The following is an 18,346-nucleotide window of genomic DNA, read 5'->3' on the forward strand; positions in this document are numbered from 1 at the left end:
AGGCTCGTCTATCAACCGCGCAGCTCTTCCGGAATGTCGTAGCCGTTCTCTTCGAACCAGCGAACGGCACCCGGGTGCCATGGTATGAAGGTATTCTCCACGAAATTCTCGGGTACCGTTTCACTGGCAGAGCCATGTACTTGCACCATGCGCTCATGATTTTCCATTACCGCTTTCGTGACCTCGTAAACTAGCGATTCAGGCATGTCCTTGTGTGTGATCGCAAAGTTCCACAATGAAATGGCAGAGGTGTCTGCATCCAGGCTGCTATAGGCGCTGGCTGGAATCGTGGCTGGGCTAAACTCTGGGAAGTCTTCCAGAAACACCTCCATCTCCTCTTCGGAAAAGGAGAAGATGTTGACATCCACTTGCGCTTCCAATTGGCTAAATGCAGAAACCGGTATTCCCGCAGCAAACGCAAAGGCATCCAAGAGGCCATCTTGTACTTGACTAGCCTGATCGGCAGCGCCGGCATTTCGTGTACGTACGTTCAGCCCCAGCTTTTCGAAGAGCTGGGGGTAATACATGTCGCCTGTGCCGCCTGCTGGGCCAATACCTACGGTCTTTCCATCAAGGTCCGAAATCGAAGAAATGCCTGAACCCGACAGAGCGATGACTTGTAAAGCGGTTTGGTACATCGGGAAAACGGCACGTATATCGGTATGCTCGACTCCGGGTGCCAGCTCGCTGTTGCCGCGCCATGCCTCGTAGGCCGGCCCTGTGGTGACCATCCCGAACTCATGCTCACCCATCTGCACGAGTGTCACGTTCTGAACCGGGCCGCCTGTTACTTCGGCGCCAAAGGAAGCGCCGGTTGCCTCACTTGCCAGGTTCCCCCAGCCAGAGCCATAAATGTAATAGGTGGCTCCCTGACTGCCCGTGCCGATGGTCAGGCTACTTGGCCAACTATCGCGATCACTATCAGCACTGGCACCTAGTGTAACGCCAGTGCAAAACACAAAAAGTGTGAGATTGGTAAGTTTCATGGTGTGTGCTCCATCTGATTATACTTGTAATTTCATTTTTCTGACGTTGCGTGGGGGCCTCTGTGGTCTGGTCGCGTTCAAGCGACGATCGATCATTTGAATCAGCTACGGCTCATGAATTGTTGACGATTTCAATGCTCGATACCGTTCACTGCCTCTCGATGTCTGCACAGATCGCTTGGGTCACATCTCGAGTCGTGGCGGTTCCGCCGAGGTCTTTGGTCTGGAGACCAGAGGCTGTCAGTCTTTCAATGGCAGCCATGAGCCGTTCAGCCGCAGTGCTCTCGCCTAGATGTTCCAGCATCATGGCTGCCGTCCAGAAGGAACCAACCGGATTGGCGATACCTTTCCCTGCGATGTCGAATGCGGATCCATGGATCGGCTCAAACATGGAAGGGAAAGTCCCTGCGGGATTCAGGTTAGCTGTTGGGGCAATGCCGAGACTTCCTGAGAGTGCGGCGGCTAAGTCAGAAAGAATGTCGGCATGAAGGTTGGTGGCCACAATGACATCCATCGTCTCGGGTTTTAACACCATGCGAGTGGTGACGGCATCTACAAGCTCTCGATCGATACTGACATCTGGATAGTCCTTCGCAACTTCAAAGAACACTTCGTCCCAGAGTACCATTCCATAACGCTGCGCATTGGACTTGGTCACTAGGGTCAACTGCTTGCGTGGGCGGCTTTGGGCCAACTGGAAGGCAAAGCGATGTATCCTCTCCACGCCTTTCCTGGTAAAGACGGAAACTTCCGTTCCAACCTCGTCGGGGAAACCTTGATGCACTCTACCACCATTACCTGAGTACTCTCCCTCGCTATTTTCGCGGACGATTATCCAATCGATGTCCTCGGCACCTTTTAGTCGACTATTGACTCCCGGCAGCACGCGTGCCGGACGGACATTCGCGTATTGGTCAAAGCCCTGGCAGATAGCAAGCCTGAGCTCCCAGAGCGAGATATGATCAGGTACGTCTTGGCTGCCCACGGCACCAAAATATATGGCATCGAATCGAGAAAGTTCATCCAGTCCGCCTGCTGGAATATATTCGCCCTTTTCGAGGTAGCGCTGCGAGCTCCAGTCAAAATCTACAAATTCGAAACGCAAGTCACCGCTTTTCTCCGCCAATGCCGAGAGTACTTTTTTTCCGGCTTCTATGACTTCCTGGCCTATGCCATCTCCGGGAATTACGGCGATACGGTGGCTCCGCATGTTCAATTCTCCAAGTTTATACTAGATCTGTTTTGGTGATGATGTTTCAAGGTAGGTGACACACCATGGTTCATGCAATATACTTAGGGTTGAAATAGTAATAACTTGAGGGTTAATGTCCATGTCGAGCAGCGACTTCGAGTTTTTTATTTATCTTTGTCAGGCTGGAAGTATTTCCCAGGCGGCTCGGGAATTGGATATTACACCCGCAGCAGCAAGTAAACGGCTTTCTAGCATTGAGAAGGCTGTCGGATGCCAGTTGCTTTCGAGGTCCACACGCTCGATGAGCTTGACGCACAACGGGCGGATTTATCTGGACTATGCCAGGAAAGTCACAACGACGATAGAGGATATGAACAAGCTCCTTCGTCAGCAGAGCGATGAGGCCGAGGGGCTAATTCGTATCAACGCCCCTTTCGGTTTCGGGCGGCGGTACGTGTCAAGGTTCGTTGCCGATTTCATTGAAGAAAACCCTAAAGTCGAATGTCAGCTACATCTTTCGGATCATCCGCTCAATCTGATTGCCAATTCATTCGATATTGGCATCCGGTTTGGGACGCTTCCGGATTCAGGTTTGCATGCCAGAAAAATTGCTTCACACCAGAGATTTGTCTGTGCATCTCCTTCTTATCTTTCGGCTCATGGGGAACCCAGGCATCCTCATGAACTATCCAGTCATAACTGTATTGTGCTCAGGCAGAATGAAGATACCTACGGTAATTGGAGGTTCAGCAAAGAGGATCAAGTTTGCCATGTCCGAGTCAGAGGAAATTTGAGTTCAAACGATGGGGAAAGTGTTTTGAGTTGGGCCCTGAGGGGCCAGGGCATAGCGATACGTGCGGAGTGGGATGTGTACTACCATCTGAAGGACGGAAGTTTGAGAAGAATTCTCGATGAATACGAACTCCCGAATGCCGATATTTACGCAGTATACCCTTATAGCCAGAATTTGCCCGCTCGGATACGTTTGCTCATAGATTACTTCGCTGAAAGGATGAAAATAGTGCCTTTTAACAGATGAGAGCGGCAGCAGTAATGTGCAGCCCTGGCTAAAAGATGTGAGTGGCCATCCAGGTGCCTGGAATCAGGCACCTGGATCCGGCATGACATTATCAGCCGGTCATTCTCCCGCTGAGCTTGTCACGCAGGCGATCGACCATGCCCACACCCGGCCCCACGGTCTTGTGGAACAGTTCGGAGTGGGGCGCGCTGGGGTGGGGGCGGGTTGGCGCCAGCTGCTTGGCGTTCTCCACCTTCTTGCCCAGGTTGATTCGCTCCTCTTCGGGGAGGCGCTGACGCAGCTTGGGGAACTGATCGGCCTCTTCGTCCTTGGCGTGGTGGCGCAGCAGCTCGTCCAGCTTGTGCACGCGGTCCATGAAAGCCGGTTCGGCGGCGTCGGCGTCTTCCAGCTGTTTCATCACCTGGACGATCTCGTCGTGTTCCTCCCTGTCGTGCTCGGCTTCCTCCTTGCCGTCGGGAATGCGCTTCTCCATCACCGGATAGACGTACATCTCCTCGGCCACCGAATGGCGCATCACCTCGGCAATCAGCGTATCGGTGAGCTCCCGGCGCTGTTCGGCGTCGGGGGAGCGCTGGATCTGCTCCAGCAGGTCCTCCATTTCGCGATGGTCGAGGGTGAGGATATCGACGACGTCGTGCTGGGATGCGTTGGTATGCTGATTCATGAGACTCCCTCCATTGAGTCGTTGCGCCCTTTGCAACGGGCCATCTCAACATAGCCGTGAGTGGCTGCTTCAGCCAAACCTGGCGCAGTCTGGCACTGCCCGCTTATGCTGAAGCGCCCGCCGGAAGGCGGGGACAACGGTCCTGCGCCTCGAAACAAGGGAGGGTGTCATGCGACTCAGGGTGCTGTCCGACCTTCATCTGGAACATTTCGATGAAGGGCGTGAACTGCCGGACGTTCCGGCAGATGCTGTGGTTCTCGCCGGTGACATCCACCGGCATGCCGAGGGATTGAGCTGGGCGGCCGAGCGTTTCGCCGGGCTACCCATTCTCTACGTGCCGGGAAATCATGAATTCTATGGCGCCAGTATGCCGCTGTTGCGACTGGCCATGGCGTACGAAGCCGAGCGGCTGGGCATCGAACTGCTCGACAATCGCTCATTGACGCTGGATGGGGTGCGCTTCCATGGCACGACGCTATGGACCGACTTCGCCCTGTACGACGCTGAGCCGGAACATGATCCTGAGCTGACCGAGCAGAAAGCGCGTTGGCTGATGCCCGATTTCAGCATCATCGAACAGCCGGAAGGGCAGAGCTTCAGCCCGGAGGAGAGCCGGCGACTGCATGCCGAATCGCTGGCCTGGCTGGAAGCGGAGCTGGCCCGGCCCTTCGATGGGCCGCGGGTGGTGATCAGCCACCATGCCCCTCTGTCTGAGTGCATTCCGCCGCGCTATCGGGGCGATGCGCTGTCGCCTGCCTTTGCGTCGCATCTGCCTGGCCTGATGGGGCGCATGGACCTGTGGATTCACGGTCACGTGCATGAGCCGGTGGATGCCGTGTTCGGCGACACACGGATCTTGGCCAACCCAGGCGGCTACCCCGGTGAGTTCGAGCCGCCGCTGTTCGTGAACGACCTGATCGTCGAAATATGAGCGAGAAGAAGGAAATGAGAACAATGTTCAAGGTTTACGGTGATCGTCGGTCCGGCAACTGCTACAAGATACAGCTATTGATGAGCCATCTGGGCATCGAACACGAATGGATCGATGTCGATATTCTGGCCGGCGACACGCGCCGTCCCCAGTTTCTGGCCAAGAACCGCAACGGCAAGATTCCGTTGCTCGAACTGCCTTCTGGCGAGTACCTGGCCGAATCCAACGCCATTCTCGATTATCTGGCCCACGGTACTGCCTATCTTCCCAATGAACCGTTGGCCATGGCGCGGGTACTGAGCTGGCAGTTCTTCGAGCAGTACAGCCATGAGCCATACATTGCGGTAGCGCGCTTCATCGCCAAGTACCTTGGTCTGCCCGAAGAGCGCCGGGCGGAATACGAAGGCAAGCAGGCGGGTGGCTACAAGGCGCTCGATGTCATGGAGCAGACGCTTGCCGCTTCGCCCTACCTGGCGGGGGAGACGCTCAGCGTGGCGGACGTCGCGTTGTATGCCTATACCCACGTCGCCCATGAAGGCGGCTTCTCGCTCGTTGACTATCCTGCCGTGCAGGCCTGGCTCGCCAGGGTGGCTGCCCACCCGCGACATGTTCCGATGGGGCAGGAGCATTCGTAACGCAGCCCAAGCAAAGCTAGGCCCTTGTCCGGAAACTGGCTGCGCTCGCCGACTTTTCAGACAAAGCTTAGTACCCAAGTCTCCGATTTGGTGCCATAAAGAAATGGCGTACCCATGGTACGTGGTTGCGCCGTTTCAATCTTGGCAGCGCAGCCTGTCACCACCCTGACAATAACGAAATCGACCCGTCAACGGCAGGCTGTCTGCGCTGTCCTGGCATCATGAAGGCTCCACATGCTTCATCGGGGCCATGCCAACCCGGCGCCGCTCGCCGAGCAGGGGATCCGTAGGAGAACGAAAATGACCGGTGCAATGGCAGACAAGAAAATGGCCCTTCTGTGGCTGAAAATTGCGGTGGTGTATCTACTGGTTGGGGTCATCTACGGCATCGTGATGGCCGCCAGCCATCAATATGTCTTCCGAAGCGTGCATGCACACATCAACCTGCTGGGCTGGGCAAGCCTGGCCCTGGCCGGTCTGATGTATCACTTGTATCCGACAGCCGCGCGCAGCCTTCTTGGCCGGCTTCACTTCTACCTGCACAACGGCGGTCTTCCGGTGCTGTTGGTATGCCTGCACTTCTACGCGGGCGGCATGCGACAGCTCGAGCCAGTGGTGGCGCTGGCCTCGGTGATCGTCGGCCTCGGCATCCTGGCGTTTACGATCAACGTCATGATGAACATGAAAGTGGCCTTGTCGACCGGCAACGTCGATAGCGCCTGAAGCACCGCGGCTGCCGGTTGAAAGCGGCCTGCCTGGTCCACATCTGAACAGGATAAGGCGTCAACTCGCCTGGCCCAGGCAGCCAACCACCGACAGGAGCCTCAGCTGCATGTTCATCGCCGTACTGACACTCGACGTTTCCTTGCCGGGCTGCGCGTCGCTCAAGGAGAAGCGTCAGCGCATGGGGGGCATTCACGAGCGCTTCGGACGCCATCCAGCCGTGGCAGTGTGCGAGAGCGGCCAGCACGATCGGCTCGAAGCGAGCGAGTGGACTTTCGTGGTGACCGGGAACGAGCGGCAGAAGGTGGAGTCGCTGTGCAGCGAGATCGAAGACAAGCTGCAGCGCACGGTGGACGGCCGGGTGCTGAAAGTCTCACGCGAAATGCTTTAGATGAGCGCTTGGCATATGAAGGCTCGCTGATTTTGCATTGCATCAAAATAAGTCAGCAGGCAACTTTTATGGGCATCGATGGTGCAGAAAGGTGTGAGCTGGCGGCGTGTGGCACAAAGCCTGCGTACTGCTTTTCTTGCAGGTCTTTGTTTTTTCAAGGGTTCTATAATTGTTGGCGCGGCTATCGCATTGTATTGGGCAACGAAGCAAGAAGCTCAGTACTGAGTCACGAATGCACTGAGTCACCGATCAACGCTTCGGAAGGTCGGGCAACTACACTGCCTTCCGAGCAACGTCGCCAAAGGCTGAACGACAGCAGGCGATATACCGATGTGAGCTGGCGTGCTCCACCTGACCCCCTTCGGGGGGTCTTTTTTATTTTCCCGAGCTTGGGCGAACGTATCGGCAAAGGCAATGCGACCTTTGTCGGTCGGTGGTGTTCACATGTGCTTGACGGGTCTACCCTTGCGAAACGGTATTCGCAATGCAGCAAGTCGCAGGGAGGTGACATGCAGGAAAGGATCATGCTCGTGCTCAACGGTGGTGGTGCCCTGGGGGCCTATCAGTACGGCGTCTATCGCACCCTGGTAAACCGCCTGGACGAGCGCGCAAGACGCGACATGGTCGTGGTAGGGGCATCGATTGGGGCAGTGAACGGGTATTTATTGGCGGCGCACCACGCAGCTCCGGATGCGGGCCTGGAAGCCTTGGCCAGCTTCTGGCGCGAGGTGGCCCAACCCGCGTTGCCGTTCGTCCCATTCTTCGATGCCAGAAGCCAGCGGCTGAGCGCCACCCTCACCGGCCTCACCTTTGGCAATCCACCCGTTTTCTCGGCCGTTCCAGGCGGTTTCCTGACCGCCCTGGGGCTCTATCCTGCTACGGCGGGCTACGACAACCGTAGGTTGGTCGAGACCGTGGCTCGTCATGCCCAGCACTATACGGCGGAGAAAGCTGGGCCTCGGCTGATGATACGTGCCATCGATATCGAAGCCGCGGAGCCGGTCTGGTTCGACAGCCAGGAGCGGCCCATCGTGCCCAGCATGATCGGTGCCAGCAGTGCGATTCCGCTGCTGTTCACGCCCGGGAGGCACGAGGGGCGGGCCTATTGGGATGGAGATGTCTGGCATCGCGGCTTGCTGCTGCCGGCTCTCGAACGCCTCTCGTCGCCAACGAGCGAGCAGCGGTGGCATGCCATTACGGTTGAATTGTTCAAACGGGCGCCGGGCATGCCGCAAGGTCTAGGCGAGGGCCTGGATCATTTCAGGCGTCTGTTCCTGGGCGCGCGGAGTGACGATGAAGCCCGCGAGGCGGCCGAGCGTTACCCTAAGCTGCGCCTGACCCGCATTCGCCGTGATCCCCATCCCGGTGAGAGCGCTTCGCTCTGGTTGACTGACTGGGCACCGGATCGCCTGGCATATCTGATAGGGCAGGGCGAGGCGGATGCGGAGCGGGCACTGGCCTCGGTGCTTCCTTGAGCTGAAGCAACCACGAGGCAAACGAGGAACGCCGTAAAATGATCGAGCTGCCAGGGGAGACCCTGACAGCTCGTTCTATCCGGCCGGCTACAAACCTTTCTGCCTTCCTTGGCAGACTGAGCCAACGCTCTTCACGACTTCCCTGTCGCTTGCAGCCGTTGACCGGCGGTTATCAGCGGCCTTGGTTCTTGCCGCCCTTGCGGCCTGCTTCGGAGGCCTTCTGCGGATCGTTGGCGAAATTGCCGCCGCTGTGCTGGCCGCCTTTCTGACCGGCTTCGGAGGCACGCTGCGGATCGTTGGCGAAGTTGCCGCCGCTGTGCTGGCCACCTTTCTGGCCGGCTTCCGAGGCACGCTGCGGATCGTTGGCGAAATTGCCGCTGCTCTCGTGGCCGCCTTTCTGGCCGGCTTCGGAGGCGCGCTGCGGGTCGTTGGCAAAATTGCCGCCGCTCATCTGGCCGCCTTTCTGGCCGGCTTCGGAGGCGCGTTGAGGGTCATTGGCGAAATTGCCGCTACTCTCCTGGCCGCCTTTCTGGCCAGCCTCTGATGCCTTCTTCGGATCGTTGGCAAAATTGCCCGGATTCTGGTTGCGCTGTGCCATGTCAGAACTCCTTCCACGTTGCCTGTCGGTTCAACAAGCGTTTACGTACTTCCATTTACCGGCTGTCCGGCGCTTCTGGCGTTTGCCAGCATGGTTAAACGTAGGAACGCCCAACCGGCATATCAAGCCGGGGCAGGTTTCCTAATGCTAAGAAAAGTTGGTGTTTCTAAAGAAAGATTGCGCGATGAATCGAAAGTGCAGTGAGCTTTTCAGCCGCCTCGTTTCAACTCTTTGATTCACTATCGAAGAGTCTCTATGGAAAGTTTTTCAGCGGAAACATTTTCGGGCCAGCCGCAGAGCTATCGGCGTGTAGTTTTTCGTTTCTCGCTGGCACGACGGTGGGGTCCCGAACGGCAAGGTCGAGATGCGAGCGCATGGTCAAAGGAACACCGGCGGAAATAGTTGATGTAGATCAACGGAGAGTGAGGTGGCGGCATTCCTTGGTATGAAAGGATCTGGCGCGGTTGGCCGGGGTGAGGCTTCATTAGCAGCATGAAACGCTTGAACAACAATACCTGCCCACTCAACAGCGAGAACGGCCTTGTCATGAAAACGTACGCATCCAATGGGGAAGGGTTTGCCAGCCTCAGGCGGCTGCTGGCACTCAATCTGCAGAACAAGATCCTGCTTCTGGTACTGGTGCCGTTGATCATCTCCTCTTCCTGCCTGCTGGTGCTCGAGGGCTTGGAGCGCATCGACGCCAACCGTGCGCAGCTGGCACAGCAACGAGAACTGATGCTCGAGGCCAGACGCCACGGCGTAGAGAGCATCGTCGGCATGGCGACGACGCTGGTGGGAAGCGTTGCCGGCAGCGTCGAGGATCCGGATGCGGCGCGTCGGGCCACCATCGAACTGCTGCGCGATCTGCGCTTCGAAGAGGACAACTATGTGTTCGTCTTCGACTATGACGGCACCATGCTGGTACAGCCCGCCGTGCCCGAGCAGGAAGGGCGCAACATGCTGGCGGTCCAGGATCCCAACGGCAAGCCGTTGATTCGCGACATGATCGAGATTGCACGCGGCGGTGGCGGGCGCTACGAGTACCAATGGCTCAATCCGGCGAGCGGTGAAGTGGAGCCGAAGTACTCCTTTGCCGTCGCCTTTCCCGAATGGAACTGGGTGATCGGTGCAGGTGTATACGCCACCGGTGTCGATGCCGCCATGGCGGTGATCGAACAGGCGGCCAGGCAGAATCTGATCCAGACCCTGGTGCGGCTCTGGGTGATTGCTTCGGTGATCAACCTGACCATCACCTTACTGGCCATCTGGATCACCCGTCGCACGGTCCGCCAGATTCGCCAGACCGCCAGCGACATGAACGAGATCGCCCAGGGTGTGGCCGAGGGCCGGGGCGATCTGACCCGTCGTCTGCGCGTTACCAGCCGCGACGAGATCGGCGAGCTGGCCAAGCAGTTCAACGGCTTTCTGGCACGTATTCAGAGCACGCTGCGCGAAGTCAGAACCGGTGCCAATGACGTCTACTCGGCCTCGTTGAGCATCGCCCGCAGCAGCGACGAGCTGGCGGTACGCACCGATCAGGCTGCCGCCAGCCTGCAGCAGACCTCTTCGGCGATGGAGCAGATCACCTCGACGGTGCAGAACAATGCCGATCACACCGGGCAGGCAGACAAACTGGTGCGGGGCAGTGCCGAGGTGGCGCGGCAGGGCAAGGAGTCGATGCAAAGAGTCGAGGAGACGATGGAACGGATCAATGCCTCCTCGACCAAGATCGGGGAGATCGTTTCGCTCATCGATGGCATTGCCTTCCAGACCAATATCCTGGCGCTCAACGCCTCGGTCGAGGCCGCCAGGGCGGGCGAGCACGGGCGTGGCTTCGCCGTGGTAGCCCAGGAGGTACGCTCCCTGGCGCAGCGCTCGGCGGATGCGGCTCGTGAGATCAAGGGGCTGATCGAAGCATCGATCACGCATACCCGGCAGGGCACCGACATCGTGCATCAGGCTGGCGTTACCATGCAGGAGATCTTCGACAGCATCGCCAAGGTCAATGACGTCATCGCCGAGATCAGCGCCGGCTCGCGTGAGCAGAGTATCGGCATTCACGAGGTGAATACGGCCGTCAGTCAGATGGATACGATGACCCAGCAGAACGCGGCGATGGTGGGCCACAACACCGATACGGCGGCGGCCATGCGCAGCCAGGCGGAAAAACTGACGCAGTTGATCAATACCTTCGTGCTTGGCGGGGAGCTGGAGCGGCCCGCCGTGGTGGCACCGCCCCTGGAGCGTTTGCCGGCACCGCCCGCGCCCATGGCGGTTCGAGCAAAAGCGCCCGCTGGAAAAGCGCAGGCCGAGGCCGAATGGGAGGCCTTCTAGGCCTCGCCGAACGCTGCTTCATGCTTGCCCGCAGGCGGCCAAGAAGCGACGATGAGCCAAGGTAACGGGAAGGGAGCCTTGCCTTGGCCGACATCACCACGACGAATGCCATCCCGGTAGGCATCAGTGCTTGCCTGATGGGCGAGCAGGTACGCTACAACGGGGGCCACAAGCGCTCCCGCTACTGCCTGGAAGTGTTGCAGGAGTGCTTCGCTTTCGAACCGTTCTGCCCCGAACTCGAAGCCGGCCTGGGCGTGCCGCGGGAGCCGATTCGTCTGGTCGGCGCTCCTGGCGAGCCGCCGCGGGTGAAGGGCACGGTAGATCCCGAGCTGGACGTCACCGAGCGCCTGCGTGAGGTCGGCGAGGCGTTCGTGGCGCGTCATCGCCATCTGCGCGGTTTCATTCTGATGAAAGGCTCGCCGAGCTGCGGGCTCGAGCGGGTCAAGGTCTATCACGAGAACGGCATGCCCAGCCATGCCGATTCCGGGCTCTTCGTCCAGGTGATGCGCGAGCACTTCCCCGAGCTGCCGCTGGAGGAGGAGGCGCGCATGAACGATGCGGTGCTGCGCGAGAACTTCATTACCCGGGTGTTCGCCCTCGACGACTGGAAGCGCCACGTCGAACCGGCGCAGGAGTACCACGCTCTGATCCAGTTTCACAGCCGCCAGAAATATCTGCTGATGGCGCACCACGTGGAAGCCTACCGCGAGCTGGGCCGCTACCTGGGTAGCGAGGCTCATGCCCTGCCGCTGGAGGAGGTCAAGCGCTCCTACCTGCAACGCTTCATGGCGGCGCTGTCACGCCCGGCCACGCGCAAGACCCATACCAATGCGCTGATGCACGTGATGGGGTATCTGAAGCAGGAGCTGGAAAGCGAGGTCAAGCAGGACCTGCTGCAGGCGATCGAGGAGTATCGCCTGGGTCATGTTCATCTGGCGGTGCCGCTCAGGCTGCTCAACCACTACATGAAGCGTCACGGCTCGGAGTACATTCGCCAGCAGACCTATCTCGATCCGCATCCCTATGAGCTCGGTTTACGCAATGCGATCTGAAAGGGGACGCGATCACGTCCCCGCTTTGTGGCGCCCGAACTGCAGTTCCGCCAGGTGGCGGTAGAGCGGGCTGCGTTCGAGCAGTTCGCCGTGGCGGCCGGCGGCGACGAGCTTGCCGTCATCGAAGACCAGCAGGCGGTCGGCGGCGGTTACCGTGGCCAGGCGATGGGCGATCACCAGGCTGGTGCGCCCGGCCATCAGGCGGTCCAATGCCTGCTGAACCAGCCGTTCGCTCTCGGCGTCGAGCGCGCTCGTGGCCTCGTCGAGCAGCAGTACGCTCGGGTTCTTGAGCAGCGCCCGCGCAATCGCCAGGCGCTGACGCTGGCCGCCGGAGAGTTGCACGCCGCCGGGGCCGAGTTCGGTGTCGAAGCCTTGGGGTAACGCCTCGACGAAGCCCAGGGCGTTGGCGTCGCGGGCCGCGGCGCGCAGTTCGTCCAAGCTGGCGTCGGGTTTGCCGTAGCGCAGGTTGTCGGCCACCGTGCCGGTGAACAGTACCGGTTCCTGGGCCACCAGGCCCAGGCCGGCGCGCAGCGCCTTGGGATCGAACTCGCGCAGGTCGATGCCGTCGAGCAGCACGCGGCCGCGGTCGGGGTCGTGAAAGCGCAGCAGCAGCGCGAACAGCGTGCTCTTGCCGGCGCCGGAAGGACCCACCAGCGCCACGCGCTCGCCGGAGCGAATCTCCAGGTCGAGTGAATCAAGGGCCGGAGTTTCCCGCCCGGAGTAGGTGAAGCTCACGCCTTCGAGGCGAATCTCGCCGCGTAAGGGGGAGGGCAGCGCTGCCGGCACGGCCGGCGGTGTAATGCCCGGCTCGGCATCGAGCAGTTCGAGCAGACGTTCCGCGGCGCCGGCGGCGCGCTGCACATCGCCGGCCACCTCGGCCAGGGTCGCCACCGCCCCGGCCGCCAGTACCGCATAGAAGACGAACGCCGAGAGCTCGCCCGCGCTGATCTCTCCGGCCAGTACCGCCTGGCCGCCTTGCCACAGCATCAGGCCCACGGCGGCGAATACCGTCAACATGGCGGCGGCGGTGAGCCAGGCCCGCTGGCGGGTGCGCACCACGGCAGTGGCGAAGGCCTGCTCGGCCCGCTCGCCGTAGTCGCGCCGATCGATCGCTTCGTGGGAGAAGGCCTGTACGGTACGTATCCCATCCAGCGCTTCGCTGGCGTAGCGGCCCAACTCGGCCACCCGGTCCTGGCTGTGGCGGGAAAGCCGCCGCACGCGGCGGCCGAACCACAGGATCGGCAGCAGCGTGGCGGGTATGCCGATCAGCACCAGCGCCGAGAGCCAGGGTTGCGTCACCAGCATCAGCGTCACCGCACCCAGCAGCATGACCAGGTTGCGCAGCGCCAGCGAGATCGACGAGCCGAACAGGGTCTGCAGCACGCTGGTATCGGCGGTCAGGCGCGAGGCGATCTCGGCGGCGCCGCGGTCGCGTCGGTCAGCGCTCTCGAAATAGGCCGGCTCCAGCTCGAGTAGATGATCGAAGACCTGCCGTCGCAGGTCCGCCGCCAGGCGTTCGCCGATCCAGCTCACCTGGTAGTAACGCAGCGCCGAGGCACCGGCCAGTACGCTGACGACGGCCAGCATCACGCCCAGGGTCTGGTTGAGGCGGGCAGCGTCCGCGGTGAGAAAGCCCTGGTCGATCACCAGGCGTAGCCCCTGGCCCAGCAGCAGCACGCTGCCGGAGGCCACCAGCAGCGCCAGGGCGGCAATGGCCAGGCGGCCGCGATAGGGTGTGAGCAGCGTCAGCAGGCGCAGCAATACCCGCGGGTCGGGGCGTGGGGTCATGTCGGGATGTCGCTCATGGCAGGCATGGCTATACGATATCAGGGCTGCCGCATCGGCGCATGAACGCGACGGGGCGCCCGCAGGCGCCCCGGCAGCTCTCTCATGACAGCAGCCGGTTCCAGCTGCCGTATTCGCCGCGAATCGGCCCGCGACGCAGACAGAGCGCGATCACCGCCACTGCGCAGACCAGGCTGTTGATCGTCGCCGCCATGTCGGCGCCGTGCAGGAAGGGCGTGAACAGCAGGATGGTGGCCAGGGGTATCATCAGCCAGCGCACCGGGCGGGCCGACTCGGCCATGGCGATGATACCCAGGGTGATGAGCAACGCACCGACCAGATGATCCCAATTGGCCAGGGTGCCCTCGGCGCCGAAGGTGATGCGGGTCAGCATCAGCCAGGCGCCGATCAGGATGCACAGGGCCAGGTTCCAGGGCAGGTTGACCCCGGTACCGAGCGCGTCGCCGAGAATGGCAGTGGGCTTGCGCTGGAAGTCCTCGTCCGGCGATTCGTTGGGCCCCTCGTCGGTGTCGCCGGTGAAGAAGATCTTGAGCACCGGTGCACCGGCCTGGCGGCGCCGCTTGAGGAATTCGCCAGTGGCGACGAACTCGTTGAAGGCATAGGCGATCTGCAGCAGCATCGCCCCGGCCTGGATCAGGCACAGGGTGCACCAGGTGCCGATCAGGATCGGTTGAATGATGATGAAGGTCACCGAGACCACACCCAGCGGCACGATCAGCACGCCGAACGAGGCCACGATCCAGGGCATGGTGCGCCAGCGGTTGGCCGCGCCGATGAAGCCGAGCAGGATCTCCAGCATGTAGACGATGCCGCCCAGGCCGGCGTCGGGTATCGGCCAGGCCTCGGAGGCCTCCGAGGTGATGATGTCCTCGGTGCCGTTGAGACCCTCGCGGGTGCCGTCGAAGAAGGGATCCCACACCGCGTCGATGTGGCCAAGCTGGTAGGCGGCGAGATAGCGCGAGATGAAGAAGCCGACGAAGGCCAGCGCGATGATCGGCATGCGCTGGCGCCAGCTCGACGGGTTGTTGTTCCATCCGGGGGGCGTGGTAGGGCCGGTCATGGCCGCCGCCGGCGAGATGCCGGGCGCCGGTCGCACCACCGCGGCGAAGCCGATGGCCAGGGTACCGACGATGGTGCCGTTGAGGTAGGCGGCGGCACTGTCGCTCCAGAATACCAGCGGTGCGAACAGCACCCACAGGCCGATCACTGCGCACACCCAGCGCGCCCAGATCAGCTTGAGCGACAGTGATAGCGCGCCGAACAGCGTCAGCAGCAGGCCCGAGGCCATGTCGCTGTAGGCCATGGCGCCGTCGTAGCCCAGCGTGGCGGGGGAGACCACCAGCCAGGCACCCAAGGCGATGTTGAAGAAGTGTGCCCACAGGAAACGATAGTGCTCGCGCTGGGTATGTGCCTGATAATCCTCCAGCACGCGCTCGGGGTTGACGCCTTTCTCCTCGGCCTCCTCGATCCAGTCCGGTGGGGTGATGCCGTTGGCCTGGTACCAGCCGTGAGGGTCGGCGAGCAGATGATCGACCATGGCCTCGAGGGTGTCGAACACTTCGTGTTGCGGCTCCCAGCCGAGCTGTTCCCGCGCCCGGCGGATGTCGAGTTCGTAATGGTCGTCGGCCATGTCGATCATGAACGGCCGGATGAAGGGCTTTTCGCCCTTGTCGAAATCGTCCGGCACTAGCGGCTCGCTCTTCTCTTCCAGCAGTGCGCCGGTCTTGGCCAACGGCTTGGGCATGACCACGGTCTTCCACTTCTTCTTGCCGTGGATCAGCTCGCCCAGGCGGTTCTGCAGCGCCTCGTAGCTGACGGCATGCTCCTCGCCGATGAGAATTTCGTTCTTCTCGGGCAGTTCGCGGCGCCGGTCGATGGTGCGGCGAAAGGCCTCGACCATGTCCTCCTTGTGCACGCAGGCCTGGCCGGCGTTGGTGTTGCCCGAGTAGAAGTGGCTCTTGAGGGTGTGTTCGTAGATGCGCGCGATCTGGTGCGAGAGAGTCGGTACGCTGGTCTTCTCGTCGTACATGCCGGCCAGGCGCAGCAGGGTGTAGGGCATCGTGGCGTGCTCGCGGATCACCTCTTCGGTGCGTGCCTTGGACTTGGGGTAGGCCCAGGTGGGGCCGATCGGCGTCTCCTCGTTGACCCGGCGCCCCGGCACCTGAGGTTCGTGCACGAGCATGGTGCTGGAGTAGATGAAGCGCTCCACGTTCATGTCCGCAAGCGCCTCGAGCAGGTTGCGTGTACCCTGCTCGTTGACCTTCTCGTAGAGCGGCGACTCCTCGCCGGTGAAGTCGAAATAGGCGGCGAGGTGCACCACGGCGGCGATATCGCGCCCGTGCCGTTCGGCAATCTCGTGCATCGTCCGCTTGATGGAGTCGACCTCGGTGAGGTCGAATTCGTAGCTCTCGTCGGCCTCTTCGCCCTTGCTGCGATCCAGCCCGATGATGTGGTAGTCCGCCTTCAGGCTGTGGGTCAATGCCGTGCCCACGCCGCCCGAGGCCCCCGTGATGACGACCAGCGGTTTGTTCTCGGTTGCCACTTCCTTGTCTTGCATGAGCGGACTCCCTTCTTGCCACTCCGTTGAAGCGCCTACGCGCAGCTGCACACTCAAGCTAGTCGGCTTTCTGCCCGAACGGCAAACGGGAGCGGTTCCGCGAGTCGGGCTCCATTGGCTATGCTGCTGATGTGGTTGGCGCATCAGCCAAACCGCCGGAACGGAAAAGGAGTTTCTTGCGCATGAAGAGTGTCGTTGCCATCCGCCACGTTGCCTTCGAGGACTTGGGTATCTTCGAGCCGATTCTCGAGGAGTTCGGTTACCGGATCCGCTACCTCGACCCGGGGCTGCTGGGGCCGGATGCCCTGGAATCGCTGGACGTCGACAGCCCCGAGCTGATGGTGGTGCTGGGAGGCCCGCTAGGGGCCAATGACGATGCGCTCTATCCTTTTCTCGCCGCCGAGCTGGATGCCATTCGTCACCGGCTCGATTCGGGACGTCCACTGCTCGGCATCTGCCTCGGGGCACAGCTCATCGCCCGCGCCATGGGCGGGCGGGTCTTTCCGATGCCGGAAAAGGAGATCGGCTTTGCCGACGTCTACCTGACGCGCGAGGGGCAGGAGGGGCCGTTACGCCACCTGGGCAATCCCGATCTGGTTCTGCACTGGCATGGCGACATGTTCGAAACGCCACCCGGTGCGACGCGGCTGGCCTACAGCCACCCCTGTTCGCACCAGGCCTTCGCCGTGGGCGATCAGGTGCTGGGGCTGCAGTTTCATCTCGAGGTGGATCCTGCCCGAATCGAGCCCTGGCTGATCGGTCATGCGGCCGAGCTGGCCGCAGCGGAGGTCGATCCGGTCGAACTGCGTGAGCAGGCACTGCGACATGGGAAAGACCTTGCCCAGCGCGGCCGTCAGGTACTGCGCGAGTGGCTGGCCAACGCCGAGGCAGCCTACGGCATCGAGTAGCCTCGGGCGCCTCACTCCTTGCGTTGCTTGAGCTGTTCCTTGAGCTGCTTGGGCAGCTGCTTGATGATCAACCGGTCCTGGCTTTCGTCATACTCGATGGTCGATCCCAGCAGGTGGGAATCGAAGCTGATCGAGACGCCCCCGGCGCGGCCGGTGAAGCGGCGAAACTGCCTGAGGGTACGCTTGTCCGGCGGTATCTCGGGCGAGAGGCCGTAGTCGGCGTTGCGGATGTGGTCGTAGAACGCCTTGGGCTGCTGTTCGTCGAGCAGCTCCGAGAGCTCTTCCAGGGTGATCGGCTCACCGCGGCTGGCCTGTTCGTTGGCGTAGTCGATCAGCGCTTCGGTCTTCTCCCGGCTCTGCTCTTCGGGAAGATCCTCACGCTCCACGTAATCGCTGAAGGCCTTGAGCAGGGTGCGGGTCTCGCCGGTGGCATCGATGCCCTCGGCGGCGCCGAGTGCGGTGGCCAAGTCCTCGGAGAGCTTCCTGCCGCCGCGATCGTGAATCCACGACAGGTAATGGCGCGACGCAGCGCCGTCGCGCCACTGGGTCAGATTGAGCCGCAACCCCAGGCTCATGCGCGCCAGGTTGAGCTGCGAGGCGGGCACGACCTGCATGGCCTTGTCGATGCCGAACCCGCTGCGTTGATGCAGCAGTGCCACGCCGAGATAGTGGGTCTCACCCTGACGATAGTCGATGCACAACAGGTGGCCGGAGGTGGAGAGGTGCGCGTCGACCAGCGGCAGCAGGCGATTGGCCAGAGCCTGGCTGAAGGCGACGAAGTCGCTGCGCGCTTCCAGGTAGTCGGTCAGCTCTTGGGCGAAGGGCGTTGCCGAAGCCGGTTCGCTGGTGTCCGGCTCTACGAAGTGTCCCCATGCCTTGGTCTTGGCATGGTAGGCATCGTGAAATCCCGACAGCAGGTCTTCCAGCAGCGGCGACGATACCAGCTCGGCAGTGGCTGCCCGCAGGCTTGCCGGCTGCTCGCTGGTCTCCTTGTCGATCTCGTGGACGATGCAGTGCTGTATCGGCATGACCATCTCCGCCGTCGTGACGCTGGG

General features: G+C 61.3%; 16 protein-coding genes. 9 read left to right on the top strand and 7 right to left on the bottom strand.

Annotation, left to right across the window (positions count from 1 at the left end):
- Window positions 1-11: 11 nt before the first annotated feature.
- Both C4S71_RS08785 and C4S71_RS08790 read right to left on the bottom strand, forming a co-directional pair.
- A complete protein-coding gene (locus C4S71_RS08785; protein WP_086510300.1) occupies window positions 12-986 on the bottom strand; it encodes a TAXI family TRAP transporter solute-binding subunit in 975 nt (324 codons plus the stop codon).
- Between the two features lie 148 nt (window positions 987-1,134).
- Entirely contained in the window at window positions 1,135-2,196 is a 1,062-nt protein-coding gene (locus tag C4S71_RS08790; protein ID WP_086510301.1) for a tartrate dehydrogenase, read from the bottom strand.
- Window positions 2,197-2,317: 121 nt separating this feature from the next.
- Between C4S71_RS08790 and C4S71_RS08795 the strand changes: the two genes are divergently transcribed.
- Window positions 2,318-3,217, top strand: coding sequence for a LysR family transcriptional regulator (locus C4S71_RS08795; RefSeq protein WP_200825262.1), 900 nt, complete (start codon window positions 2,318-2,320; stop codon window positions 3,215-3,217).
- A 91-nt stretch (window positions 3,218-3,308) separates the two neighbouring features.
- On the opposite strand, the gene C4S71_RS08800 is transcribed toward C4S71_RS08795, so the two are convergent.
- The gene (locus C4S71_RS08800; RefSeq protein WP_086510303.1) at window positions 3,309-3,881 is read right to left on the bottom strand and encodes a hemerythrin domain-containing protein; all 573 of its coding nucleotides are present in this window, start codon (window positions 3,879-3,881) and stop codon (window positions 3,309-3,311) included.
- A 169-nt stretch (window positions 3,882-4,050) separates the two neighbouring features.
- Here C4S71_RS08800 and C4S71_RS08805 point away from each other — a divergent pair, with 169 nt between their 5' ends.
- The 5 genes from C4S71_RS08805 (at window position 4,051) to C4S71_RS08825 (ending at window position 8,036) form a co-directional block, all read left to right on the top strand.
- Complete coding sequence (locus C4S71_RS08805; protein ID WP_103968889.1) at window positions 4,051-4,812, top strand: metallophosphoesterase; 762 nt, start codon at window positions 4,051-4,053, stop codon at window positions 4,810-4,812.
- A complete protein-coding gene (locus C4S71_RS08810; protein WP_235014272.1) occupies window positions 4,809-5,447 on the top strand; it encodes a glutathione S-transferase family protein in 639 nt (212 codons plus the stop codon). The genes C4S71_RS08805 and C4S71_RS08810 overlap by 4 nt, the downstream gene beginning before the upstream one ends.
- 300 nt (window positions 5,448-5,747) lie before the next feature.
- Window positions 5,748-6,170 carry a heme-copper oxidase family protein gene (locus C4S71_RS08815; RefSeq protein WP_086510306.1) on the top strand — a complete coding sequence of 141 codons (423 nt, stop codon included), beginning with the start codon at window positions 5,748-5,750 and terminating at the stop codon, window positions 6,168-6,170.
- 109 nt (window positions 6,171-6,279) lie between these two features.
- Window positions 6,280-6,561, top strand: a complete 282-nt coding sequence (locus C4S71_RS08820; protein ID WP_086510307.1) for a DUF503 domain-containing protein — start codon at window positions 6,280-6,282, stop codon at window positions 6,559-6,561.
- A 524-nt stretch (window positions 6,562-7,085) separates the two neighbouring features.
- A complete protein-coding gene (locus C4S71_RS08825; protein WP_191224343.1) occupies window positions 7,086-8,036 on the top strand; it encodes a patatin-like phospholipase family protein in 951 nt (316 codons plus the stop codon).
- A gap of 172 nt (window positions 8,037-8,208) precedes the next feature.
- On the opposite strand, the gene C4S71_RS23020 is transcribed toward C4S71_RS08825, so the two are convergent.
- The gene (locus C4S71_RS23020) at window positions 8,209-8,634 is read right to left on the bottom strand and encodes a con-10 family general stress protein (protein ID WP_086510309.1); all 426 of its coding nucleotides are present in this window, start codon (window positions 8,632-8,634) and stop codon (window positions 8,209-8,211) included.
- A 546-nt stretch (window positions 8,635-9,180) separates the two neighbouring features.
- Between C4S71_RS23020 and C4S71_RS08835 the strand changes: the two genes are divergently transcribed.
- Together C4S71_RS08835 and C4S71_RS08840 are read left to right on the top strand one after the other, a co-directional pair.
- Window positions 9,181-10,968, top strand: coding sequence for a methyl-accepting chemotaxis protein (locus C4S71_RS08835; RefSeq protein ID WP_103968944.1), 1,788 nt, complete (start codon window positions 9,181-9,183; stop codon window positions 10,966-10,968).
- 83 nt (window positions 10,969-11,051) lie between these two features.
- Window positions 11,052-12,020 (top strand): YbgA family protein, encoded by a 969-nt coding sequence (locus C4S71_RS08840; protein WP_103968892.1) that lies wholly within the window; start codon window positions 11,052-11,054, stop codon window positions 12,018-12,020.
- Between the two features lie 12 nt (window positions 12,021-12,032).
- On the opposite strand, the gene C4S71_RS08845 is transcribed toward C4S71_RS08840, so the two are convergent.
- Both C4S71_RS08845 and C4S71_RS08850 read right to left on the bottom strand, forming a co-directional pair.
- The gene (locus C4S71_RS08845; RefSeq protein WP_103968893.1) at window positions 12,033-13,808 is read right to left on the bottom strand and encodes an ABC transporter transmembrane domain-containing protein; all 1,776 of its coding nucleotides are present in this window, start codon (window positions 13,806-13,808) and stop codon (window positions 12,033-12,035) included.
- Window positions 13,809-13,908: 100 nt separating this feature from the next.
- Window positions 13,909-16,383: an NAD-dependent epimerase/dehydratase family protein gene (locus C4S71_RS08850; protein ID WP_103968894.1), complete on the bottom strand. Its 2,475-nt coding sequence runs from the start codon at window positions 16,381-16,383 to the stop codon at window positions 13,909-13,911.
- Between the two features lie 182 nt (window positions 16,384-16,565).
- Between C4S71_RS08850 and C4S71_RS08855 the strand changes: the two genes are divergently transcribed.
- On the top strand, window positions 16,566-17,291 hold the full coding sequence (locus C4S71_RS08855; protein ID WP_086510313.1) for a glutamine amidotransferase: 726 nt from the start codon (window positions 16,566-16,568) through the stop codon (window positions 17,289-17,291).
- A gap of 11 nt (window positions 17,292-17,302) precedes the next feature.
- Here C4S71_RS08855 and yejK read toward each other — a convergent pair whose 3' ends face one another.
- A complete protein-coding gene (yejK, locus tag C4S71_RS08860; RefSeq protein ID WP_103968945.1) occupies window positions 17,303-18,319 on the bottom strand; it encodes a nucleoid-associated protein YejK in 1,017 nt (338 codons plus the stop codon).
- Window positions 18,320-18,346: the final 27 nt, after the last annotated feature.

Origin of the sequence: Billgrantia desiderata (assembly GCF_900108215.1) — a bacterium.
Lineage (GTDB): Bacteria > Pseudomonadota > Gammaproteobacteria > Pseudomonadales > Halomonadaceae > Halomonas > Halomonas desiderata.